The organism is bacterium (genome assembly GCA_036382775.1).
In the GTDB taxonomy this organism is placed as follows: Bacteria; Hydrothermota; Tepidihabitantia; order SM23-42; family JAOAFX01; genus DASVHD01.
In genome coordinates, this window is sequence record DASVHD010000037.1 from 19,874 (window position 1) to 42,797 (window position 22,924).

Annotated in this window: 20 protein-coding genes, 1 tRNA gene and 2 pseudogenes; 7 read left to right on the forward strand and 16 right to left on the reverse strand. The window is 49.0% G+C overall.

Annotated elements, in window-relative coordinates:
• Positions 1-310: 310 nt before the first annotated feature.
• From VF399_09625 to VF399_09635, 3 genes and pseudogenes are all read left to right on the forward strand, one after another.
• Complete coding sequence (locus tag VF399_09625) at positions 311-616, forward strand: hypothetical protein (GenBank protein HEX7320598.1); 306 nt, start codon at positions 311-313, stop codon at positions 614-616.
• Positions 617-655: 39 nt separating this feature from the next.
• Positions 656-1,006, forward strand: a pseudogene (locus tag VF399_09630) (VCBS repeat-containing protein).
• 180 nt (positions 1,007-1,186) lie between these two features.
• Positions 1,187-1,549, forward strand: a complete 363-nt coding sequence (locus VF399_09635; GenBank protein ID HEX7320599.1) for a T9SS type A sorting domain-containing protein — start codon at positions 1,187-1,189, stop codon at positions 1,547-1,549.
• Positions 1,550-1,573: 24 nt separating this feature from the next.
• On the opposite strand, the gene VF399_09640 is transcribed toward VF399_09635, so the two are convergent.
• The 4 genes and pseudogenes from VF399_09640 to VF399_09655 form a co-directional block, all read right to left on the reverse strand.
• The gene (locus VF399_09640; protein HEX7320600.1) at positions 1,574-2,275 is read right to left on the reverse strand and encodes a CPBP family glutamic-type intramembrane protease; all 702 of its coding nucleotides are present in this window, start codon (positions 2,273-2,275) and stop codon (positions 1,574-1,576) included.
• Positions 2,276-2,377: 102 nt separating this feature from the next.
• Entirely contained in the window at positions 2,378-6,133 is a 3,756-nt protein-coding gene (locus tag VF399_09645) for a C25 family cysteine peptidase (GenBank protein HEX7320601.1), read from the reverse strand.
• A 125-nt stretch (positions 6,134-6,258) separates the two neighbouring features.
• Positions 6,259-7,704: pseudogene (locus tag VF399_09650) on the reverse strand (C25 family cysteine peptidase).
• A 171-nt stretch (positions 7,705-7,875) separates the two neighbouring features.
• Positions 7,876-8,718 (reverse strand): T9SS type A sorting domain-containing protein, encoded by an 843-nt coding sequence (locus VF399_09655; GenBank protein ID HEX7320602.1) that lies wholly within the window; start codon positions 8,716-8,718, stop codon positions 7,876-7,878.
• Positions 8,719-8,876: 158 nt separating this feature from the next.
• Here VF399_09655 and VF399_09660 point away from each other — a divergent pair, with 158 nt between their 5' ends.
• Positions 8,877-11,063: a helix-turn-helix domain-containing protein gene (locus VF399_09660; GenBank protein ID HEX7320603.1), complete on the forward strand. Its 2,187-nt coding sequence runs from the start codon at positions 8,877-8,879 to the stop codon at positions 11,061-11,063.
• Between the two features lie 154 nt (positions 11,064-11,217).
• Here the strand turns inward: VF399_09660 and VF399_09665 are convergent, their stop codons facing one another.
• The 6 genes from VF399_09665 to VF399_09690 all read right to left on the reverse strand — a co-directional run bounded on the left by VF399_09665 (position 11,218) and on the right by VF399_09690 (position 14,053).
• Positions 11,218-11,457: a hypothetical protein gene (locus VF399_09665; GenBank protein HEX7320604.1), complete on the reverse strand. Its 240-nt coding sequence runs from the start codon at positions 11,455-11,457 to the stop codon at positions 11,218-11,220.
• Between the two features lie 9 nt (positions 11,458-11,466).
• Positions 11,467-11,736, reverse strand: a complete 270-nt coding sequence (locus VF399_09670) for a TIGR04076 family protein (GenBank protein HEX7320605.1) — start codon at positions 11,734-11,736, stop codon at positions 11,467-11,469.
• Positions 11,737-11,930: 194 nt separating this feature from the next.
• Entirely contained in the window at positions 11,931-12,464 is a 534-nt protein-coding gene (locus VF399_09675; GenBank protein ID HEX7320606.1) for a periplasmic heavy metal sensor, read from the reverse strand.
• Positions 12,465-12,484: 20 nt separating this feature from the next.
• Positions 12,485-12,889, reverse strand: a complete 405-nt coding sequence (locus VF399_09680) for a periplasmic heavy metal sensor (GenBank protein ID HEX7320607.1) — start codon at positions 12,887-12,889, stop codon at positions 12,485-12,487.
• Positions 12,890-12,969: 80 nt separating this feature from the next.
• A complete protein-coding gene (locus VF399_09685) occupies positions 12,970-13,416 on the reverse strand; it encodes an anti-sigma factor (protein ID HEX7320608.1) in 447 nt (148 codons plus the stop codon).
• A 70-nt stretch (positions 13,417-13,486) separates the two neighbouring features.
• Positions 13,487-14,053, reverse strand: coding sequence for an RNA polymerase sigma factor (locus VF399_09690; protein HEX7320609.1), 567 nt, complete (start codon positions 14,051-14,053; stop codon positions 13,487-13,489).
• 133 nt (positions 14,054-14,186) lie between these two features.
• On the opposite strand from VF399_09690, the gene VF399_09695 reads away from it, so the two are divergent.
• The gene (locus VF399_09695; protein HEX7320610.1) at positions 14,187-15,065 is read left to right on the forward strand and encodes a DUF5050 domain-containing protein; all 879 of its coding nucleotides are present in this window, start codon (positions 14,187-14,189) and stop codon (positions 15,063-15,065) included.
• A 307-nt stretch (positions 15,066-15,372) separates the two neighbouring features.
• On the opposite strand, the gene VF399_09700 is transcribed toward VF399_09695, so the two are convergent.
• From VF399_09700 to VF399_09715, 4 genes are all read right to left on the reverse strand, one after another.
• A complete protein-coding gene (locus tag VF399_09700) occupies positions 15,373-15,738 on the reverse strand; it encodes a hypothetical protein (GenBank protein HEX7320611.1) in 366 nt (121 codons plus the stop codon).
• 213 nt (positions 15,739-15,951) lie between these two features.
• Entirely contained in the window at positions 15,952-16,947 is a 996-nt protein-coding gene (locus VF399_09705) for a WG repeat-containing protein (GenBank protein ID HEX7320612.1), read from the reverse strand.
• Positions 16,948-17,584: 637 nt separating this feature from the next.
• Positions 17,585-17,929 (reverse strand): DUF86 domain-containing protein, encoded by a 345-nt coding sequence (locus VF399_09710; protein HEX7320613.1) that lies wholly within the window; start codon positions 17,927-17,929, stop codon positions 17,585-17,587.
• Positions 17,926-18,219 carry a nucleotidyltransferase family protein gene (locus VF399_09715; GenBank protein ID HEX7320614.1) on the reverse strand — a complete coding sequence of 98 codons (294 nt, stop codon included), beginning with the start codon at positions 18,217-18,219 and terminating at the stop codon, positions 17,926-17,928. Before VF399_09715 ends, VF399_09710 begins: the two co-directional genes overlap by 4 nt.
• Before the next feature lie 474 nt (positions 18,220-18,693).
• Between VF399_09715 and VF399_09720 the strand changes: the two genes are divergently transcribed.
• Positions 18,694-18,779 (forward strand) — tRNA-Leu (locus VF399_09720).
• Between the two features lie 787 nt (positions 18,780-19,566).
• Positions 19,567-20,784 carry an MBL fold metallo-hydrolase gene (locus VF399_09725; GenBank protein ID HEX7320615.1) on the forward strand — a complete coding sequence of 406 codons (1,218 nt, stop codon included), beginning with the start codon at positions 19,567-19,569 and terminating at the stop codon, positions 20,782-20,784.
• 178 nt (positions 20,785-20,962) lie between these two features.
• Here VF399_09725 and VF399_09730 read toward each other — a convergent pair whose 3' ends face one another.
• Together VF399_09730 and VF399_09735 are read right to left on the reverse strand one after the other, a co-directional pair.
• Complete coding sequence (locus VF399_09730; protein ID HEX7320616.1) at positions 20,963-22,267, reverse strand: hemolysin family protein; 1,305 nt, start codon at positions 22,265-22,267, stop codon at positions 20,963-20,965.
• A gap of 177 nt (positions 22,268-22,444) precedes the next feature.
• On the reverse strand, positions 22,445-22,891 hold the full coding sequence (locus VF399_09735) for a hypothetical protein (GenBank protein ID HEX7320617.1): 447 nt from the start codon (positions 22,889-22,891) through the stop codon (positions 22,445-22,447).
• Positions 22,892-22,924: the final 33 nt, after the last annotated feature.

The window sequence follows — 22,924 nt, forward strand, 5'->3', positions numbered from 1 at the left end:
GTCAACTAACAAATAATGCCTATTGAGGTTGTCAAAAGGCAGTGGTCGAGTTTATTGAAAATACTCGAAGGGGACTCGACTATTCTGGAGACACGCAGACCAGGGTCTGCCACTACAAAACATGCAAAATACCAACAAATTATTGAAAAAAATTCGAAACTGCCGATGGTAATAGTGGAGAGAACTCAGGTCAATACGGTATTGACAATTTTTGATTTTTATCTATAATATTGACATAAATTTTGTTACGGTGACTAAGGGTAACATATAAAGTAATGAAAAAAAATATATAAAATCAAAAGGAGGTTCAATGATACGATTCTGTTTGTTTATTCTCATGGCTGCTTTAGCAGCCCTGCACGCGGTAACGCCGCTATTCGATGCTCCCATTGCTATCCAGGCCGGCGGTTCGCCGATCAATGTCGGCTATGGCGGGAACGCATCGCCGTTCATGATCGACTGGGACAGTGATGGCAAGCAGGACCTACTGCTGGGCCAGTTCGATGCCGGGAAGATCCGCTTCTATGCTAATACCGGGACCAACTACAATCCGGCATTCGGTAGTTTCAGCTATCTGCAGGCTGATGGGGTCGATATATCGCTGAGCTGCGGCTGATGCCAGGGCGCTACGGTCGCAGTTTGCGACTGGAACCAGGACGGCTATAAAGACCTTATCACCGGAGAGCGTTTAGGTTACTTCCGGTATTTTCGGCGGCTTGCTGCCGGCACTCTCACTTTTGTTGGATATATCCAGACCGACGGCGTCAACATAACGACTGCGAATAATTCCTGGCCGTGCGTCTGTGATTACAATGCCGACGGTAAGAAAGACCTGCTCATTGGACAGGAGGGCATCGGTTCGCCATGCAATGTCTTTGTCTACCTTAACGTCGGGACCAATGCGGCACCGGTCTTTACGGATTCAACACCGGTCCTGTTCAACGGCAGCCCGACCACCTATTACCGCACCATACCCGTTTTGCTGGACCTGGATCTTGATGGCAAAAAAGACATGATCCTGGGCGGCTGGTACAGCGACGTCCGTTTCTACGCGAACGTCGGCACGAACGCCAATCCGGTCTTCACGAATTACATCTATCTGGTCAACCCCGATTCCTCCGCTTACCTCAACGGCAATCCGCCGCGCCTTAATTTTACGGACTGGGATGGTGACGGTGACCTCGACATGCTTACCTGCGATTATTACGGGTCGGTCTTTCTGCGCCGCAATATTTCAGGCGTCAATGTTGAAGAACTCTCAGGCCGGTCGGCCGCACAGGACCGATTCTCCGTCACGCCCAATTTGATCACAAACCGGGCGTTGATCAAGGTCAATATCGAAAGCCCCGCGTTCGTGCGTCTTGATCTCTACGCTCCTGACGGCAGGAAGGTCGCCTCGCTCCTGAACCGCCATGCGGATGCGGGCGAATTGCGGTTTACACTGGATCTGAATTCCTTTGAACGGCAGGTACTGAGCAGCGGTGCTTATTTTGTGGTGCTTAAGACGGATAACCGTATTATTACGAGTAAAGTACAAATCTTGCGCTGATATCCGATAAAAACGCGATAACCTTCACGTAAAACAACCAACCAGTAAAAACTGGACCCAGCCGTTGGCAAGGGTCCAGGCGCTCATCGGGCCGATGGAATTGCCGGTGTATCGATAGATCAAACCATAGCCGCATGAAAAAAGCGCGACCTGCACGGCGTTCGATACATTTCCGGTCGTGACGATATGGAAAAGACCGAAAAATACCGGGACCAAGATCGCGCCGGCCAAGAACGTGTTCGGCGATCGCTTACCGGTCATGACCGATACTAAAATATCCACATTGACCATAAGATAGACGACAAAAAACGCCTCAAGCGGGCCATAGGCGAAAATACCGAGCAACGCATAATACAGATTCAATGGAAAAGCGAGATCAAAACTGCGATAAACCAGGACCACGCCGGTATGGCTGAGCAGGGGACTGATAAGGCGGTAAATCAGGGCGAGCGATAATCCAAGAGTCAAACTCCTGATGATCCCCTTTTTGCCAACGCCGTACATGCTCAGGTTCTCCCTGAAAAATATTACCAGGATCAGCGGTGCCAGACCGACAAACATAAATTCAAAATACGAGGTGTAATGCGGTCCCCTGGCCAGAATGGCCGTGACCAGCGGTTTAAAGATCGCGCCCGTGGTAAGGAGAAGCAGGAATAGCGCGAAGACAACCGTTACTCCGATCTTGCCCAGCGTGCGCTGGATCACTGCATCGCTTGACATATCCATATTATATCGTTAGTTGTGGGTTTAAAAAAGCCTCTCCCCCTTCTTATCGAAGGGGGAGAGGAACGCCATGGAGAATGATGCTTCGTGATCGCGGTAAGAGTATTACCTGAGAAGGATGGCTTTCTCCGTCTTCTTCTCGCCGTTTACCTCAAACCGGACAAAATACACGCCAGCGGGAACTCGACGACCAATGTCATCTGAACCGTCCCAGATGACATCAGTAGGTAGTACGGAGTAGGTAGTAGGTAGCTCAAAGGATTTTACCAACCTGCCGGAAGCGTCAAAGATCCGGAGGGATGGATTCCCATTTTGCTCCTTACTACTTACCACATACTTAATTACTGTCTTTCCAAAGAACGGATTCGGCGACAGCGCGAGGCTTGTCACCAGCATGCTGCCGTTCTGCTCAGCCACGCCTACCAGTCCGTTGAGGTTGCCGACTTCCCAATCGAGAAGCGCAGGATTCGTCGGAGCCTTTGACGACTTGCGGTAGAACGTGCCCTTCAAACGGATATTCCGATAGGTGTTCGTGTCCAACCCGGACAAATTGACCGAATCATACGCTGCGTTCTTGAAAAACCCGGTCGAATTGCCCGGCAATGTACCGTTCGGCACTAATTGCCATGCGCTGCCCGTATAGTATTCGACCTGCAGACCGATCGAATCGCCGGCCGTTGCCTTGTGGAACACCATCCATCCCCACTTGTTCCGGTTGAAGGTCTTTGACAGTTCCTTGTAATCGATGCCCATACCTGTCATCGTGCCATAATCGTTGGAAAGCGTGTAAGTCCGCTTGAGGACGACGTTGTCCGCCGCGTTCGCATACCCCCAGTGCGACGACGCGGTGCTGTCCGAGAAGAACCAGTCGAACTGCATCGAATCGCACGGCAGCTGCGATGTCAGGCTGACCGTTTGGGTGCCGGCTCCGCTGCTGGAATAAACGACAAGATCGGTCCACGCCGTCCAGGCGCCGCTTCCGGTCTTCTTGCGGAATTTCAAGCGGTACTTCTCGCCGACCTGGTATATCTGGAATCCATAGCCATACTCAACCTCCAGGTCATCCGTGATGCCTCCCACATACCACTTGGGCGAGAGCAATTCCTCGTTGTTATTGATCACGCCGCTGCCCGCGTCGTCATCCGAATAGTACGCGTAGTACGTTCCATAACTCGGCGGCGTATATGATCCAAGATCGCTGGTCGTGCCCACTGTCCACATGTATGAATCACCGTTGCCGTTGACCACGCTCCAGCCCGACGGGATGCCGGCTACATCAAAGAACTGCTCCTGTATGGTATCCACAACGACTGCGCCCGACGGCACCAGGATCACGCTGTCCCCCTGGATCATCGTCGCGTTATAGGTATTGTAACTGAACTGCGCGGCCGTTGTCTGAAACCATGAACAGGTGTTGGCCGGCAGACTGGTGTCGACCGTGAACGACCGTGCGGTCGTATAACTTGTCCAATATCCGGAACCGCTGGGGTCGGAGCATTTCACTTTCCACCAGTAGGTCGTGCCGTTGGTCAAATCGGAAGGGAATGAGAAATTTACAACGGCGCCGCTTGCGTAGTTGGCTGTGAGCGAGCTTTCCGGACTGGCGAAAGTCGGGTCGGTATCCCATTTTACGCAGTACCGGATCTGCTCGCCCTGCGGATCAGTGGAATAGAATGTCAGCACTGGGTTCAGCGCGGACAGCCGCGCGAAATCCATCGGTTTGACCACCGTCGGCATTGCGGGCATGCCGGCGTCGATGACGATGGCATAGCCTTCGTACGGATAGTGGTTCTTTTTCGTGACCGTGACCCACATCGTGTCGAGCGGGACCATCGCCGTGATCGTGATATTCGCTACGCCTGAGCCGTTCGTATTGCCGGTCCCGTATAATCCCGCGTCGCTCTTGCCGTCCAGGCATACCAGCGCGCTCGTGACCGGTGTCGTCCCGTCGCTTTCCTTGACCGTTACCGTAAAGCTGTTCGTTCCCATCGGAACCATGGCATTATATGTGACCTGCATGGTCGCGGGGATATCGGTCCAGAGCGGCATTTCAGGATCGCCGAACAGGTTCAGCTCATAGATACACCAGCGGGTCATATCATACTGATTACCAGAATCAGCATAGGGAACCCAGGCGTCCTTGTCCACGGCCAATATCGGTCCGATGTTATACATGCCGGCATTGAATATTTTCGCATAGAACGTAGTGTCCAGGCGTTCGGAAGGACCCGGGACATACTGCGTGGTATACGCGCCCCATCCATATCTTGCATTCATCATCGAGGCTACGAGACCGCCGCCTTGCCGGTTCACCAGGTGTTCGGCAAAACAATCAAGGCCCGAAGAAACAAGGTCCCAGCCGCCGGTCATACAGGCAATGCTGATATTAATGCCCACTTTATCGCCATTGATCAATCCATCCGCAGCGGAGGAACTCAAATACGGCGTACTGCCCATGTAGATCCCGTTCTCATCCCCATGGCCTTCCCAGGCGCCCATGCCAAAACCAACATTCATTGAATCGACCATGAGCTGAGGCGATAAGGTGCCGTTCCTCTCATAGAGTTTACCATCAGTCCAGGTCGCAGCTGGCGTCATCCGGGCGATGGAGTCCTGCATGGGACGCTCTTCGTAACTGGACCAAAGGATCGCCGTGGGTAAAAGCATTTTACGCAGGTATCCAGTCGGCGGATTTTTTTCATATTTGAACACTTTATAGACAAAATTCTGGGCCAGAGCAACCGTGTAGACCGATGCCCGGCCTACATAGACATCATGATACATATTGACATTGTCGCTGAGCTCGCCGTAGGTATGATCACCGTCCGCGTCCCAGTTGCCATTCAGGTCCGAATAGTACAGATCCGCGGGGAGGTAATCGCCATCCGGACCGCCGGCAGATGTATACCATCCCTTGCGCGTCGGTACCAGGTTCTGACCGGTCGAATTGTAGTCGCCTGAACCGCCCAGCAGGAAATACATTGATCCCCATGTCGCATAGGCATCGATGATAAAATTCCTGACTTTCTCTGCCAGGTCATAGCCGGTATAGTTGCTGTTGATATAGGATACCAGGACGACGGTGGCCGGAATGCCTTTCTTGGTCTTCCAATTGGCCAGGCGCTGCAAAACCGTGTCCACGGGCGGCGCGCTGATCACAACGTACTGATAATTCCCCGGCGGCAATGCCCTCGATCCCATGCCAAGCCTGACCTCGGGCGCGAACTTATCAACGGCCCCGGGGTTGGCGACGATCGAACGGACTTCCTGTCCGGATACCTGCTGCTGCAGTAAGGTCGGGATCCAGGCATCCACCTGGTGCTCTTTGTAGGTCAAACGATATGTCAGTTTCGTGACCAGTGTCAACTTCTGTTTCTTAGGCTGGTACGTCAACGGGTATATTTCCACGTGCGCGATACGGTAGCCGTTCAACGTGCCGGCACCGGTCAGCCTGATATTTATTTCGGGATAACTATTTTCTGATCCATAGATAAGTGAATTCGGTTTCGATACCTTGGGGGTAAAAACTTTACCCGGCATTGGCAAGGGCACATCGTGTTGCGTAGGGAGAATATTGTAAGTGCCCGGAATATCTGCTGCCTCTTCCGAGATCAATTCCACTGATACCGGATTAGCACCGGCCGGAATTACCAGTGCTTGAACGACCCTTGGCAGCCTGGGCTCGCCAAGCTTGGTACCGCTGGGGTACCCTTTCAGGTCAACGACATCGTAGTTGTCAGCGGCGGTGAAATACAGATCTCCCGGCGAGAAACTCACGGTCTGAACGATCTCACCCGCCCATAACATGCCGGTGATCACGACTCCCAGCATTACATATTTTATGACACCCGCTTTTATCATTCCTGCCTCCTTGCATTCATGTTTACCGTTATTTTTTATTAACTATATTATACTACCGGCATTGTGGATTGTCAAGTGACATCACAAAACCCGGCCGGCTGGTCGGCAAGCAGACCGCCCGCGGTTCACTGACAGCCGGTGATGATGATTTTTTCTAACGATCCATAGCGCTGGTCGGGAACTTCATGATCGCGCTGGAAATTCAAGTTTACAAAATAGACGCCGGCCGGCAAATCGATTATCCTGCCGGCAGAAACGTTATGTTCCTTGAAAACACAACGGCCTGACGCATTCCAGATTATAACATCGGCAGATCCCGGAACCTTCAGTTCCTGGCAGATACCGGGTAGAACACGGATATCCCGGGAGACCGGTATTGCACCGCGGCCTTCATTGATATCCACAATGCCGGCATATCTCAGCCGCAGCGCCGGGTCACCGATCAGGTTGTTTAAGACTGCCGGCCCGTACAGCGAATCGACCGGGAAATACGTGCTGATGATGCGGCATTTCGCGTCATACACGATCCGGCCCAGGACGCGTTCATTTTCAACGTATATCTTCTTAAGCATCTCCCCGTATAGATAATGGTGGCCGGTCGGGGTGCCGCAGGGATTTGGCGCCGTGGTAGCGATCGCGCCCCCGGTTGCGTATTCCACCAGCTGTTCGGCGAGACACTCCGAACTGGAGTTGTCAAAATATCCCTCGGTTCAGCCCCGGCCGAACGAAACGGGATACACCTGGTTGCTCAAGCTCGCGATATCAATACCCATGAACAGGGTGTAAGTTACACCGATCCATGCCGGCGGCTGGGCGCCATGGCAAGCAGGCATGATGATGGCTGCGCCGTTATTGATCGCCTGGATATGACGAGCGCGCAGGCTGGGTGTGTTTCCCTCGGATTCGTATATTTTTACGATCGAGTCGCCTGCCGGCTGGAAAAAGTTTACAATGTACTGGTCTGCATATATTTGCCGGTCGGTTGACGAATTCAGGATAACAGTCCTTTGCCATGGTCCGGCTGAATCCCCGGTCTCGTAATTTATTATTTTATTCACGACGTTCTGCGCCATCACCGCGGAGTTGACCGCCAGACGGCCGATGATCATATCCGGCACGGAATCGTTGCCTTCCAGCGTTACATACCAGTTGTCGGCGCCATGCTGGGTAATGCCGCCGGTGTAAGGATAGTTGAATTTTGGAAAGGTCTTTACCGGCACATAATCATTGGCGCCGCCGCCGCGCTGGGCGTCGCCGACCAGTAGTATGTAGGTAGGCCGGGGATTCCAGTAATTGTAGATCCGTTCCATGCAGAGACGGATCGACATCGCCGGGCTGGTATCGGGAAATGTCGAATATATCAGGTCGGTCTGCGCCATTTTTACCTGCAAACCAAGGCTGTCCCGTAACCGGCATAGCGGCGTGATAGCGTTCGTGAAATCAGGGTGTACTGCGATGAAATAATCGGCGCCGTTATTGAACAGCGAATCCGGCGTCGTGATCAAATACTGAGCGTACAGGGGGACCAATGCGATGAACAATATACCCGGTATTTTCCTATTAATTGTCATTTTGCATCTAATTTATTATTAATTCAGTATGCATGTTATTATATGCTGCGATGCCGGCATGTCAAGTCAGGTCTTCACATACCAGCCTGATATCGAATAACAGCCGTTACATATGGACGTTATCGGATCGATATTAAAGCTACATGACCATGATCTATCATATTATTCGACTTATTCGACGATCAGTTTTGCCCGGGTTGTCCGCGCGCCGTCGGTAATTTCAATAAAATGAACGCCGCTCGGCAGCCTGTCCGTTGAGTAATAGAGGTCATCTCCACTCTGCCGCAATTCTCCGCACCGTACGCGATCGACCATTCTGCCATCGGCATCGTATATTCGGAGGAGACTTGACGGTATGTTTTTTCCCGCCGATCTGATCCGCGCGGCATTCCCGCGTTTTACGATGCTCGGCAAGATCTCGATGTTGGTAATGCGGGAATTATTATTGACCTCCTCCGTGCCGATTATACCGACCGTGATGGATCCAGGCACAACAATGGTGCGCCAGCTCTGGGTGTGGACGACCACAATGAAATTATTCTGCTGACCGCCCTGCGCGAACGAGCACGTCGTTGTATCGATGGCGATCGTTTGCGGTATGGCATTGTCCGCAATAGTAAAATAGAGTTTGAGCGCAAGATAGTATCCGGGAAGCATGGAATCTCCCGCCCATACATACAAACCGGTCGCGCCGCACGTCTGGACGCCATCCCACTGCCCGTTATTAACAAACTTGCTTTTCCACGCCCAGTTCTCCATTGTCGTGCCGGCGTAGCTTACCGAATCGCAGACCAACGGCGATAACCCGTTCCCGAATTTCATCGGCAGGGTCCAGCCCTGATAGTAATCGGTCGTTCTGATGTATATCGGCACCATGACATGCTGTCCCGCAACACCGATCACGTTCCCGACGTAAAGAGTGTCATGGGTCAGTACCCCCTGCCCAAAAGCCGCGGCAGCCCATAATGCTATAAATACCAAGCCGAGGACAACCTTAAAATATGTTGGTTTCATAAAAACCTCCTGTTCCATTACAATATAATAAAGTTTGTGTGCGCGAGACGTGATCGAAGGGCTTCCACCCATTGGAAATACACACTATTCTGCGTTTATTCGACGGCTTCTTGACATTTTGATAGAAAATTGTATAATATTTCCATAAATGGTGAAAAATGGCTTTTTCTGAGTTCATAAAAAAACAGGCGCTTGAATGCTATTTAACCGGCAAAACTCTTGAACAGACCGCCACATTGTTCAAGGTCCACAGAAATACGATACACCGCTGGCATAGAGCATATGAACAGCACGGCTGGAATGGATTGGCTGGTCAAGGGCAATATCCAAAGAAACTCACGGCTTCCACTGATGCCAGGATAGTTGCGCTCAAAGAATTAAGGCCTGCGATCACTATTCGCAAAGCCCGGGATTTGCTTCGCGGACAAAGTATCTTTGTCTCCCAAAAAAGCATATGGAAGACATGGCAGCGTTATGGCCTGGGCGGTTTTGCCAAGGAACAACTCTCCCGGTCGTACGCGCAATACTTGAACAGCGTCATGCCGCCGGTGTTGACCGGGGAGATAGACCGGCTCGTAGATGCAGGGAAATACCGGAAGGCAGCCGACATCATCAATGGTCTGCCGGTATTCCCCCAGAACGAAATCATCCTTAAGATCCCCGAACATCTGCTCAGTTTACGCAGAAGGGTCGACCGCCTCCAGATAGAATTCGCCAGGATCCCTTTAAAGACTTACATAAGGAAAGCAGAAAGGCTGCGCGGTCAGCTGGAGAAAAAAAAACTGTATTACTCATCGCTCTGGGTATGCGTTGCCGAGTGCTATGCGCATATGTGGGCGGGAGCGACACTGCACGTATTGGGACTATTAAAGCTTATGCGAAAACGGACAAAGGGGCTGTGGGACGCGCGCCTGCGATTCATTATGATCATGCTTGAAGGGCAGGCGCAGGCAAGCCTGCTCCATACAGAAAAAGCCATGCTCTGTGCGGGAAAAATGAAACAGATCATCCGCGGAGCTAAGGATCCGCACTTTTTCATGGGTGGTCTGGGCGGCCTGTATTCACTGATCGGTTATTTTCGCGAAAGCATCAAGTGGACGCGCAAGGCTCTCCTGGGAGCTGCTCCCAGTTACCAGCAACAGCTCCATGTTAACCTGGCAGGATTCTATACGACATCCGGTGAGTACCAAATGGCATTGGAGTCATTAAAAAACGGCAAGCTTGAGGACTGGGGATTTCATTCCCGCACGAGCATGATAAAAGCATGCGCTTATCTGGACCAGGGGAACTTCGGAAGGGCGATCGATGAAGCAAGCGAGACCCTTGGCCGGGCAGAAAAAGAGGGCGTCAGGAGGCTGCTCCATCCGGCCACGCTGATCCAGGCGTGTTGTCACCAGGCGGCAGATGATAAAAAAGAGGCATCCCGAATTTTAAGGGAAGTGTTACCGCTGCTGAAAAAATATGATCTTAAGCTGGAGTATTACCAGCGCCGGATGATTATCGGCCGCGCAAGGATTTCTAAAAAACTTCTTAATGTCCCAAGCTTGCGTTTGATCTACCTGTTGCAGAAATCCATATGGAACTGCAGTCTCGGGAATTACCGCGTCGCCTTGAAATACGCCCGTACTCAAAAGCTCCTTGGCTTGTTCATGCGTCTTGTCCCATTTTTTCCTCAACCGGTCAGGCGCTTGCTGGAAAAAGGCAAAAACACCGGTCTTCCCCAGCAGTTCCTGCACATGCCGGTATTTCAGTTTGACATTCCTGTCTATAATATTCGCTACCTCGGCAGGCTGCACATTGCCCGGCGAGGCAAACCCCTGCCCGGATCGAATCTCCGGCCGAAAGATGCTGCTTTTCTCATTTATCTGGCAGGCAATAAAGCGCGGTCAAAGGAGCTTGAAAGCCTGTATAGAAATTTTTGGCCCGGCCGCAAAGAGCCGGCAAGGAACCTTTCTCATCTGCTCTCCCGGCTTCGAAGGGCCCTTGGCATCCCCGCGCATCTTGTTAAAATGAAAGGCGGATACCTGCGGTGGGATGTTTTTTTCACTACCGATCTGGAACTTTTTTATGAACTCTTATCACGCGCGGCGGCATATGCGCAGGCTGGCGAGTGGAAATTTGCCACGAGCGAGTACCGGCGCGCTTTCCGGCTCTGCCGCGGCATACCCTTCAAAAGCATGTATGACAACTGGTCAGAGGATAGCCGGCACGCCTTTTTAAACCGGCTGGAATCGGCAATTACTGGCTTTGCTGAATCCTGCAGGAATTGTGGAGATATGGTTGAATATAATCGGGTATTTGAAAATCTGGTCGCGAAAAAACTGCTGCCCGGTAAAAACGAATAACCGACTGGTTTAAAAGACGACTTGTATCGGATCGGTGTTTGAAGGCGGGTCAGACGTCGAAGCGGTGTACAGTTTTACCTGAATCAGTTATGTTTTCGCCGGTGCTACGATAAGCTTGTGAACTTCATATAGGATACGCTGTTACTTTTTAAATTCACTTCTTTGATCCGGCCTTATCCTGTGATTTGTCCTTTTCCTCCTGCTGTTCGATAATATACTCATGCGCCTTGCTGGCGCTTGGCTCAAGGGCGTCCTGCACGGCCCTCATCGCGTTGCCCGCTGTTCCTGAAGCTCTGCCTTTCATAAAAATATGGGTTATATTGAAATGATCAAGGACAGCCAGGACAATAAAGGCTAATATTACTCCACCGGCGATCAAGAGAATTATCATCATTTGATAGTCCTACTTTTTTCCGATCCGTTTAAGTTCGTATACTACGTGGTTTTCCGGATCGGGACAACAGACATGGGTCATGCCTTTCTTTTTATCCCAGGGCTGGGAACCGCCGAATCTTAAGATACGGAGGGCTGAAAATATGGCCTGATAGGCGCTCTGGCACATGCCGCCCGGAGTCGTCTTGTCGATCACCCAAGTTCGGCCGGCTTTGAATTTCATCGGGCACTTGCCTTCAATGGATTTGATCCTGACTTTAACTTTATTGGTTTTTCTCATTATCGCTCCTTCTTATTATTTTATTATATAACGCTTTTGATCAAAATCAAGTTATATAAAAACAGATGGGATTGCTTCGTCACGTTGTTCCTCGCAATGACGGACGAATGGCTTCCGCTATAACATATTTAGCGTTGATACAAAAAGGGGGGGCGGGTATAGAGCCCGCCCCGAGTTTACTCCTGTGTGATTATTTAATTACCGCACCCGCCGCAACCACTGGCGCCGTCCATACCCTTGCCGCAGCCCATGCCGCCCATCATGCCGCAGTTCTCGCCGATATCGCAGCAGTCAAAACCACCGCAGCCCATGCCCATCATCCCCTTCATCATGGTCTTCTGCTCTGGCGTCAGGATCTTCATCATGGCCAGCTTGTGGTTGATCATCTTTTCCTGCAGTTTGAGTTTCAAGCCGCCGATCTCCTGCACCTTGACCAGGATCTTCTTAGCGTTGGGATTGTCATCCTTCCACAGCTCCATGAGTTCTATGCCCTTGACCTTCAGGTCGGTCTTCAGGGGTTCTGTTTCCTTGAGCATGGTGGTTTTCAGGTCCATCATCTGCTTTTCCTGCTCCGCACTCAAATCCATGGCCGGCATTGGCACGCCCTTGGCGTTTCCGGCTGGCATACCTTTGTTACCTGCCATCGGGCACTGACCGAAGAGCGGCGCGGTGGCTAACAAGCCCGCCACGATCACGACCGTCATCAGAATATGTCCATATTTTTTCATGTTTATCTCCTTTTATTTAATTATTTATTCTGTTCTTGACATTCATTCATACAGCCCGCTTCCATTGCCGGGCATAGTTCTTCCGTCACCTGGCGGTACAGGATCTCACGCTGCGCAGGATCCAGCTGGTTCCGAACGTCGCACATATGTCGAAAAACTTCCTTTTCCAGGGAAACCTGGTCAATGACCAATAGCGCCAGCAAGCTGTCCAGCATTGGTTCTGGGACCGTATCCCGCCGATATAGATCGAGCAGGGCCTGGCGGTGTGCGCGCAGTTCATTCCGGATCCCCGCGGTTCGATCGACCATTTCCAGGCGGCTCTTTTCCAGAACCTCGGCCTGGTCCTGGCTCAGGTGATAGTCCCCACGCATGGCCGAACAGCGCCAACCATACTGAACATCCTTCTGCGATCGCGCCTGCTTCATAAGCACGATTATGGCTCCAGTGTTAATGCCAAGGGAAATAATAAGCAGGCAAGTTAACAAGATTTTGGATTTCATATCGGTCACTCGCCGGTAAGCTGGCTGTACGCGCCCGCCAGGGTAGTTTGGGGCGCATCATGAAACACGGAAAGGTCCATAGTCGCGGACGTGACCTGGAGTTGAGGACTAGCCGGCGGGGCAATGATCCGCGTTATCAGGTCAGTACTGGCAAAAGCGGTCAGAATAAAGGCGGCCGCCGCAAGGACCGGGACCAGGGCCGGCTTCCACCAGGGGATGGCGCGGATCCGGTTATGATCCGGCAGGCGTTCGCGGATCAGGGCGAATAAGCGAGTCGGGGCCGGCACGTCGGCCGGTTTTTCAATGATTTTCAGCAACGACCGGAGTTCCTCGGTCTCCTGCCGGCAAGCCGGGCAGGCCGCGAGGTGGTCTTCAAAAGCGCGTAAAATATCTTCCGACAACTCCCGGTCGAGGAATCTGGAAATCAATGATCTGGCTTGTTGGCAATTCATTTTTGGTCCTATTAATTAGACGCCAAATAATACACCGTTCTTACGCATGACTTTGCCGGTTGATATTCTGTCATAATTCTCCTTTGAGCCTGAAAGGCTGCAGGACCTTTTTCAGTTGCTCCTTGGCCCGGTGCATTATGGCGGCGACCGCGTTGGCGGAAATGCCTAAAACCTTCGAAATTTCGTCATAAGAGTACCCGTCAAACTTTCCCATGATGAACGCGATCCGCTGTTTGGGGGGCAAGGAATCGAGGGCATTACGGACCAGTTCCGCTTTTTTCCTTCCGCGGTATATCTCCTCCGGTTCTTCTGATCTGGGCGCCGGCTCCTGCACAAAATCCAGCGATTCAGTCATGATCTTTTTTCGGCGCTTGAAATTAAGGCAGGTATTGACCGTGATGCGGTACAGCCAGGTGGTGAACCGGGCTTCCCGCCGGAAAGAAGCGGCTTTTTTGTACACTTTGAGAAAAACATCCATGCTGATCTCCTCGGCGTCCGCAGACGACCCCGTATACCGGTACGCCAGGTTGAACACCTGGTCGCGGTGGCGGTCGAACAACTGCCGGAAGGCGCTTTCGTCGCGCTGGACGATGCGCTGCAGCAGGTCATGATCGGGGATCGCGGGCTGGTCGTTCATAAAAACATGAGAAGTATAACCCCCGCTTCGTTAAAGTCAATGAGAACTCTATATGGTTTAGAACGTTTAGACCGGCATTTTTTCGGTGTTGACATCATCATGTGGTCTATTATAATAAACTCAAGGAGATAGAATGAAGCTGATCAGCTTGATCCTCGGTGCGATATTGATCCTATGCGGAACTATTCAATGCCGTAAAAACGAGCCGTTGAACCACGGGATTGTCTTTTGCTCCGATCGAGATAAATCGGGTGTCTGTGAAATATATGTCATGAACGCCGACGGCTTTGATCCAATACGATTAACTGATAATGACGCGGACGAAAGATACGCTGACTGGTCCCCGGACAGCACGAAGATCGCCTTTACCTCATGGAGGGATGGCAACAGCGAGATCTATATCATGAACTTTGACGGCTCCGATCAGACAAATATAACTAATGATAGTGCTAGTAATATCTATCCTTCCTGGTCCCCCGATGGTTCAAAGATCACCTTTACTTCTGACCGGAATGGTAATTATGAGATCTATGTGATGAATGCCGACGGCTCCGATCCGGTAAATATTACTAACGACAGTACTGGCGCCGATCTTTCTCCTTCCTGGTCCCCCGATGGCACAAAGATCGTCTTCACTTCAACAAGGAATGCCACCGTCGGGATCTATGTGATGAACGCCGACGGCTCCGGTCAAGCAAACTTGAGCAATCACCCGGTTGGTGAAGATTTTGCATCCTGGTCGCCGGATGGCACAAAGATCGCCTTCACTTCATGGAGGGATGACAACAGTGAGATCTACGTAATGGACACCGATGGTTCAAATCAAACGAATTTGACAAAACATGGCGCTGACGATCATTATCCTGCATGGTCGCCCGACGGTTCAAAAATAGCCTTTACATCAATGAGAGACGGCAACAATGAGATCTATGTGATGAACGCCGACGGCTCCGAGCCTGTAAATCTTACTCATAACGGCGCTTTTTTGGATATATTCCCCAATTGGCATTGAGGAAGTAGAACAAGACGTTCAGATCGTTTAGAGCGTTGTGATCGTTAAGGAGACAATGGGGTCAAATCTTCAATCTTCAATTTTGATAAAGATGTTTGGTAATTACGCTTAGTGGAGTCTATTTTGATCTATTGACGGCACATTATAATCCCGTTTCATATAAATAGTTATTTAAGAACGGGAAATCCGACACATAAAAAGAATCGGGGTTGGCTTAAAAACAGATCCCAATCCACTATCATTGATATCTTAATAGTACAGTTGTTTTGTTACGATTTTGTTATAATTTAAAACTGTCAACATATGATTATCTTCCAAATAACCAAATAAATATTGTCAAAATTAATGGCAGTCCTATTACTAGCAATAAAAACAAAAATATAGTCCATCTCTTTTTCCTAAAGGGCATTATTCCCCAGTTAATTTTCATAAAATCTTGATCAACAGGTAACTTTTCGACAATTGCTTTTGCTTCTCCAAAATGTTTTTTTGAAACAAAGATAATAAATTCTATGCCAGGATAGGCAACAGGAAAAACAGGAAATGCTTGAAGAAGCCCGGTAATGGCACCTTCCTGCTTATAACACGGGATTTTTGCTTCCCGTAATACATTGAAAACCATGTCAGCCACAAAGGGTTGCTGATGACGAAATATCTCTGTGAATTCATTCATAATTCTATGTATACTCGGGATTCGTGTTATGTATCAGCGTGAATCGGACATATTGACAATAAGTTGTTGGACATTTTTCAATCTTATACCATACCATATCCTCACACCACGACATTATATAATAATTTCAAGATCAGTCAATAGTGTTTTATCCCTTATGGTTTTTCAACCAACCTGGGCAATCTGGTGCTGTCTGGACGACAGTATTCACTCTTAATTTGTGGGATTCCAAATAAATTTTCCGGTTTTATCAATGTAACACCATTTATTGTCAATCTTGACTCTTGCCAATCCATCGGAAAAACTTCTGATTTCATCGAACTGGGGATTGATGATAAATTCCCCGGTTTTGTCGATATAACCCCACTTATCACCTATCTTTGCTGTTGCCAGACCATCAGAAAAAGGAAAAGCGAGGTCAAACTGGGGTTTAATCACCAATTCGCCAGACCTATCTATATAACCATATTTATCACCTACCCTGACCACTGCAAGACTTTCAGAAAAATATAGAGCACCGTCAAACTTGGGTTTGATAATAAATTTGCCAGTTGTATCAATAAAACCAAACTTATGACCTGACCACACCATTGCCATTCCTTCGGAAAAAAACAGACAATGCTTAAACTTGGGCTTAATAACAAATTTGCCGGATTTATTTATATAGCCCCATTTGTTATGAATCATAACCATTGCCAGCCCCTCTTTAAACAAATCAGCACGTTCAAACTGAGGTTCAATAACAAATTTGCCTGACTTGTCAATATAGCCCCACTTTTGACTAATCAGAACTACTGCTAAACCTTCACTAAACCTTCCGGCTTGGTCAAATTGGGGGTTGATGACATACTCGCCAGTCTTATTTATATAACCACTTTTAAAATCTTTCCTGACTTCTCCAAATCCCTCAGAAAAATTATCGACACCATTAAACTCAGGTTCGATGACAATTCTGCCAGTTTTATCAACATAGCCCCACTTATGGTCGATTTCAATACGTGCTAATCCTTCAAAAAAATCATCGGCAAAATTAAACTTCGGAACGATGACAATTTTACCGGTCTCGTCGATAAAACCCCAATGATTATTTTGGCAAATAGGGAATAATTTTTTTTCTTCAACTGTCTTATTTTGTTGGCAGTTTAACATCATTAAAACTATGAATGGAATCAACGAAGTCAAATTTCTTGTATTAAATAATACGTTCATTTTCACTCCCCCTCTCTTATCTTGTTTTTTCTTTGTTATGTTTCTGTGTAATCGGACATTTTTACCTTTCCTCACTGCCATATTATAAGAGGTTTTTAGGGGAAGTCAAGTTTTTACCCATTGTATAAACCAAGGCTCGCCAGAACAAATCTGGTGCTGGCTGGATGGCAATATAGCAGGGGTCAATTAAAAGCAAAAATCGTCATATACTTAGAGGTTATTTGCTTCTTTATGCAACATGCTTTTTAGCTGACTTTTTAACCGGGGCAGCTCGTCTTTGGGCAGGGGGGGGCAGGCGTTAACCGTTAACCTAAATATCTTACAACGATATGACCGCATACTGGATTCCCGCTCCCCGTTTTTACGGGGACAAGTTTACCCCTGCGGAAACACGGGCGGGAATGACAGAAAAGAGAAATAAAGTAGTTTTCGATTCCCTCCATACACCATGGCGGGCAGGCACAGCGTTCACTCGAATAATATATGGAAGATGAGATTGCTATGCTACGCATTCGATTGCAGTGATAAAACAGCAGATACCGGCTTAAAGCCGGGGCAGGCGTTAACCGTTAACCAGAAAAAGATCCCCTGACGCTACTCGGTGGCGGAACATAGGACGGGCGGCTCGTTAGCGTCGCTACTTCATTTTCTTTAGAATTTTCTCAATCAGTGGTTTCACAGCAGGTATTTCCTTGGTTGCCGAATCCCAGACAATGTCCAGGTCGACGCCGAAATATTCATGAATGAGTTTATCACGCATACCTGCCATTTTTTTCCACGGGACATCCGGATATTTATCTTTTATTGTGGATGGTATGTTTTTTGCCGCTTCACCAATGATTTCCATGCTTCTTATTACCGCATTGACTGTCTTTTTATCGCCCTCGAAATCGCGAAAGCTTAATCCTCGCGTGAAACTCTCCAATTCCAGTATGGCGTCCAGAATATCCTGGACATAATCGCCGTATTCCTTGAACGTCATACGTAGACTACCTCTTGCAGTATATGCTTGCCGATTCGCGGCTTAAGCGCTTTTTTGGAAACGAGATCGACCTTGATGCCTATCAGGACAGTAAGGTATTCCTCCAGGTCCATAAAAGCGAAAATCCCTATCGGTTGTTGAAACTCGACAAGAATATCAATATCACCGTCTGTTCGTTCTTCACCGCGGGCATATGAACCGAATATGCCAATACTCTTAACGTTGTATCGCTCCATGATAAAAGATTTCTGCTTTTCTATTTTCTGCTTGATCGCTTCGATTTTTGCCATTCGGACCTCCGTGCCTCCAGCAACTTCACGGCAGATTATAATGGTATTGCCGTAGTTGTCAAGCGATCGGTGAAAAAAGCGGATTCCCGCTGGCACGGGAATGACGGATGAGATTGCTTCGTCCACCAAAAGAAATAGCGGACTCGCAATGACGATAAGCGTTTAGAACGTCATGATCGTTATTATCGTTTGATTCGTTGACATAGTTTACTTATTGAATATAATATTTCATCCTCACTCTGACCTCCCCCATCAAGGGAGAGGAAAGGGAAAGATGGATTCCGGATCAAGTCCGGAATGACAAATATGGTCGCCGAGATGGCGGAACCGGGAGACGCGGCGGACTCTTGAAGGCTCCGCAGCTTTTTAGGGAGCCGGAAATCCCCGTTGATATATGCGGGGAAAAATCTTGATTTTGTAGTCCGCCGGAATATGCGTAACGTATTGTTGATGCGTTTGTAATTAACTTTAGTCGCCGAGATGGCGGAACTGGGAGACGCGGCGGACTCAAAATCCGCAGTGCTGCAAGGCATGTGGGGGTTCGACTCCCCCTCTCGGCATAAGGGGGCATATCCCCCTTATATCCAAAAAGTTTGGACGAAACAATACTTTTCGGATGCCTTGAATCCCCCTCCAGCTGTTCTTATACTAAACGCTGCTATTTATCTCTTTATGCTACCAGGACCGAATAGGCTGTGTAACTTATTAATGATCTGGGGCATATCCCCTGCCAATTTTTCCCAAATCCGACTTTGGATTTGGCTGAAAAATTGAGCATCCCGCATACTCATTAGTTTGTTTTACAAATGCGGGACTTCTCTCCATTCGGTTTTTGAACACCACAAAAACACTCATGGAGGCCTCGGATCCCCCAGAGTTTTCCGATAACATACGCTGGGTTCGATAAGTGTCGGTTTTACACTAACAGGTTTGTACAAATTTTAAATGCATTTTTATACTCTCCCCTGAAGGGGGTTTGGAATGCTCCCCGTTTGACTTGGACATGAATATAAGGTATACTTGCGGGCTTGGAAAGGAGTTTTACGATGAACCGCAAGATTTGGACGCTCGAGGAAAAGCTTGGGGTGGTTTTGGCGATGTTGAAGGGAGAGGAATTGAGGAAGTGGAGACCGCATAACCCCCTTCAGCTGTTCTGTTACATGTCGCCTTAATCCACAAAGCTTACGCAACCAACTAAAATAGACTGCGCTGTGTTAATTTCACCCTCACCCTAACCCTCTCCCATCAAGGGAGAGGCGATGTGTAGAATGGAACCCTAAACAACCCTTGATTATACTTTCTGGCTGGTTAAAATATATCATGGTATTGAGTAGAAAAACCCTGGTAATGACATGCTTGCTGATCGTGTTGTCGGCGCTCGCATGTTATGGCCAAAAGCAGGGTATTTATCCGGTCAAGGTGCGCAAGATCAATGACAAAGTCATCATCTGCAATTGTCTCGGCGTAAACGTCGCGGCCATTGCGGCGAGCAAGGGCCTGGTGATCATCGATACCAATCGCTCGCCCGGGATAATGGAAGACATAAAGAAGATCATAAAAAAAGAATTTAAAAGAAATGATTTCCTGTATGTCATTAATACCCACGGGCACTGGGACCACGCTTCGGGTAACCAGGTTTTCCCGGGATCGATCATTATCGGTCATAAAAAATGTCCCGAGTTCCTGAAACGGAATCCGGCGACAGCGCTTACCACCATCTCGTCCCTCGGACACCGGCTATCGCTTTATAAAAACAGATCGCAGAAGCTGAACAAAAAATCGACCGAAGCAAAAGCGCTCGTTGCCGATATCCGCAGCCTTGAAATGCTGATCCGAGACCTTAAAGATAATTACTCGGTGACTCCGCCCGGCAGAACATTTACCGACAGCGTGACGCTCGATGCCGGCGATATGACGCTTAAACTCTTTTACTGCGGGAACGCCCACACCGACAATGATATCTTTATTTTTATCCCGGAACAAAAAATGTTATTTTCGGGCGACGTGTTTTCCAGCCGCAGCAGTTTTTCTTTCAGCGTGAACGTTATAAACGACATCCCGCGAGTGATCGCCGCGATCGACCGGATACTGACCGATGGTTCGGGCGTGGAATATGTCATAACCGGCCATGGACAATCAGATCTGTCCGGCAGCGACCTGGGAAATCTCAAGGGATCACTGCAAGAACAGTATCTTGAACTTGACAGCGCGCGGTCGGCGGCGCTGGTTTTGAAAAAATTACTGCTGGATCAGGACGGCGAGACAGCTATCCAGAAATACAAGACCTTCCGGAAAAATGCCGGGGCTCGATATTGTTTTTCCGAAAATGAGTTCTCCCTTGTGGCCTGGCAATTGCTGTGGACCGGCTCGATTGACAAGGCGATACGAGCGTTTCGGACGATGACCGATGAATTCCCAGCTTCTGCCCTGGCACCCGATAACCTGGCAGAAGCCTTTATGCAAAACAGTGATATTGATTCAGCGGTGAAATATTATAACAGGTCTCTGCAGTTATACCCTGGCAACATCAACGCGCAGGAAATCCTGAAACTGCTCGGTAAATAAACTGCTGGCAACAACATATTTAAATACGTCTAAACGCTTATCCACTCAGTCCACCTACTCTGTCACATTCAGCGGAATGTTACGATTTCTGATTATAATCCCCCTTCTTCCCCCTTTAAAAAAGGGGGAAGAAGAGGGGTTTGTATTTAAGGTGAATTAAGTGGATATGCATTTGAGTTCATTTTGACAAATCGATGATCACTTCATGGATCTGTGAATGACGGAGCTTTTTGATAATGAACTGCACGCCGTTGGCCCTGACCCGGGAATCGGTCTTCACGTTGTGATCCAGCTGCTCCTGGAGCCAATCATTCAGGGAGATATCCTGGTCTGGTGTCGACACCGGTATCGATGATGATACTTTGGAATTCAGCTCGGACAGTTTTATCTTGCCGCCGGCAATATAACGGTCCCGGGCGATCTTGTACAAGTAATCGGGCATAAGGTCCAGTTCACCGCTGATATCGCCGACCAGCACCTCGATGATGTCCTCCTGCGTGATCAAACCCAGTTCGGTTGTTTCCTTCTTCGCGTCCGTAACGAGACCGATATGCTGGAAATTCCTGATCATGGTCTTGAGCGCGGCGACGATGTATTCCTGGTCATTAAATTTTATTAAAGGCCGGCAAATAGACAAAAGCGACGGCTCGCGGGGGTTGAATTTGAGCACGTTGATGATGTCCTTGAAATTGATATAGCCGATCGTTTCGTTTGTCTTTTTGTCCAGCACCGGGTACCGCGTATGCTGGTGCACGTGCGCCTCAAGCAGGGCGTCCAGGAGGCTCATGTCCGAGTAAAGATACTTGATGTTTTCCTTCGGGACCATGATCTCGTGGACTTTTATCTGGTTGATCCGGATCGCGTTCTTGATGATCTTTTCCTGCTCTTTCTCGATCTTGTGCTCGATCACAGCCACTCTCGTGGCGCCCAGGATCTGCTTGACCATGTCAAGCTCCTGGTCTTTGGCAGTTTTCGGGATGCCCGCGATCTTGAAGAACAATTTTATGGAAAAACTTAAAATCGCGACAAAAGGGTACAGTAGTATGGAAAACACCCGGATGATATTGACCAGCCGGATGATCAGCATCTCTGCGTTACGCAGGGCAAAGGTCTTGGGTATAAGCTCGCCGAATACGATCGTAAAATAAGTGACGACCAGCACCAGGAGGACCAGTGATATCAGGTATGCGTAATGGCTGATGAACGCCACGGGGATATGCACGATAAGCCGGCTGAGAGCGCCCGCCAGAGTCAGGCCGCTGTACGCGCCGGCAATGACGCCGATCAGGGTTATGCTGACTTGGATCGTCGATAGAAACTTATCCGGATCCTTGCGAAGTTCGAGAACCTGCTGGGCTTTTTTATTGCCCTGGTCGAACGCGATCTCCCTGAGCCGGCTCTCGCTGGACGCGACAAACGCGATCTCGGCCAGGGCGAACAGACCATTGAGCAGGATCAGAAGCGCGATAATGATTATTTCCATGTTTTCAGTTTGGTCGTTAAAATTCCCAACAACCTGATATCATTATTATATCGATATATTCGACCATGTAAAGACAGGAGCACAGATCATGTCATGCTGACATAAAATTTGAAAGCATTATACGGTTATCTACGTTTGTTCTTTTAAGCTGTTTGGATTAGAGTATGACTTTCAGGTTCAGTATATACCGCCAACAACGGCACCCAATACGATCCCCACGATTATTGATACCATTATTAGTTCTCCACCGCCCATGCAGTCATCGTCTTGCATTGCGATTAACGACCCGGCGGCCAGGCCAACAACACCGCCCAGACAGCCGTAACCAACCTGCCTTATAGATCGAGGAGTGCCCTCATCTTTTACGGTTACCTTCATTTCGGGTATTGGCGCCACGGATGTAGTTTCCGGCGCGGCCACAGCCGTTTCGATCTTTTCAACCTCAGCGGCGGCGATGCTGATCTGACCGGCTGATGTCTTGACCGTAACCGAATCAGCCGTGACGGAGAGCAGCTCGCCTTCGATCTTAAGACCGTTTTTCAGGGTGATGGTATCAGAGTAAAGAATGGCAACAAACAGGATAACTAGTAGGCACATTATATTTTTAATCTTCATGCTTTTCATTTTTCCTCCCTTTCAGCTGCTCCAAAAATTTAT

Excerpts from the sequence above, each read along its gene's own strand:
- VF399_09685 (HEX7320608.1), bottom strand. The coding sequence starts at position 13,416 with ATGAATTGCCAACAAGCCAGATCATTGATTTCCAGATTCCTCGACCGG.
- VF399_09660 (HEX7320603.1), top strand. The coding sequence starts at position 8,877 with ATGGCTTTTTCTGAGTTCATAAAAAAACAGGCGCTTGAATGCTATTTA.
- VF399_09730 (HEX7320616.1), bottom strand. The coding sequence starts at position 22,267 with ATGGAAATAATCATTATCGCGCTTCTGATCCTGCTCAATGGTCTGTTC.
- VF399_09670 (HEX7320605.1), bottom strand. The coding sequence starts at position 11,736 with ATGAGAAAAACCAATAAAGTTAAAGTCAGGATCAAATCCATTGAAGGC.
- VF399_09680 (HEX7320607.1), bottom strand. The coding sequence starts at position 12,889 with ATGAAGCAGGCGCGATCGCAGAAGGATGTTCAGTATGGTTGGCGCTGT.
- VF399_09640 (HEX7320600.1), bottom strand. The coding sequence starts at position 2,275 with ATGGATATGTCAAGCGATGCAGTGATCCAGCGCACGCTGGGCAAGATC.
- VF399_09715 (HEX7320614.1), bottom strand. The coding sequence starts at position 18,219 with ATGGCAAAAATCGAAGCGATCAAGCAGAAAATAGAAAAGCAGAAATCT.
- VF399_09705 (HEX7320612.1), bottom strand. The coding sequence starts at position 16,947 with ATGAACGTATTATTTAATACAAGAAATTTGACTTCGTTGATTCCATTC.
- VF399_09735 (HEX7320617.1), bottom strand. The coding sequence starts at position 22,891 with ATGAAAAGCATGAAGATTAAAAATATAATGTGCCTACTAGTTATCCTG.
- VF399_09700 (HEX7320611.1), bottom strand. The coding sequence starts at position 15,738 with ATGAATGAATTCACAGAGATATTTCGTCATCAGCAACCCTTTGTGGCT.
- VF399_09675 (HEX7320606.1), bottom strand. The coding sequence starts at position 12,464 with ATGAAAAAATATGGACATATTCTGATGACGGTCGTGATCGTGGCGGGC.
- VF399_09695 (HEX7320610.1), top strand. The coding sequence starts at position 14,187 with ATGAAGCTGATCAGCTTGATCCTCGGTGCGATATTGATCCTATGCGGA.
- VF399_09710 (HEX7320613.1), bottom strand. The coding sequence starts at position 17,929 with ATGACGTTCAAGGAATACGGCGATTATGTCCAGGATATTCTGGACGCC.
- VF399_09625 (HEX7320598.1), top strand. The coding sequence starts at position 311 with ATGATACGATTCTGTTTGTTTATTCTCATGGCTGCTTTAGCAGCCCTG.
- VF399_09635 (HEX7320599.1), top strand. The coding sequence starts at position 1,187 with ATGCTTACCTGCGATTATTACGGGTCGGTCTTTCTGCGCCGCAATATT.
- VF399_09655 (HEX7320602.1), bottom strand. The coding sequence starts at position 8,718 with ATGAAACCAACATATTTTAAGGTTGTCCTCGGCTTGGTATTTATAGCA.
- VF399_09725 (HEX7320615.1), top strand. The coding sequence starts at position 19,567 with ATGACATGCTTGCTGATCGTGTTGTCGGCGCTCGCATGTTATGGCCAA.
- VF399_09690 (HEX7320609.1), bottom strand. The coding sequence starts at position 14,053 with ATGAACGACCAGCCCGCGATCCCCGATCATGACCTGCTGCAGCGCATC.
- VF399_09645 (HEX7320601.1), bottom strand. The coding sequence starts at position 6,133 with ATGATAAAAGCGGGTGTCATAAAATATGTAATGCTGGGAGTCGTGATC.
- VF399_09665 (HEX7320604.1), bottom strand. The coding sequence starts at position 11,457 with ATGATGATAATTCTCTTGATCGCCGGTGGAGTAATATTAGCCTTTATT.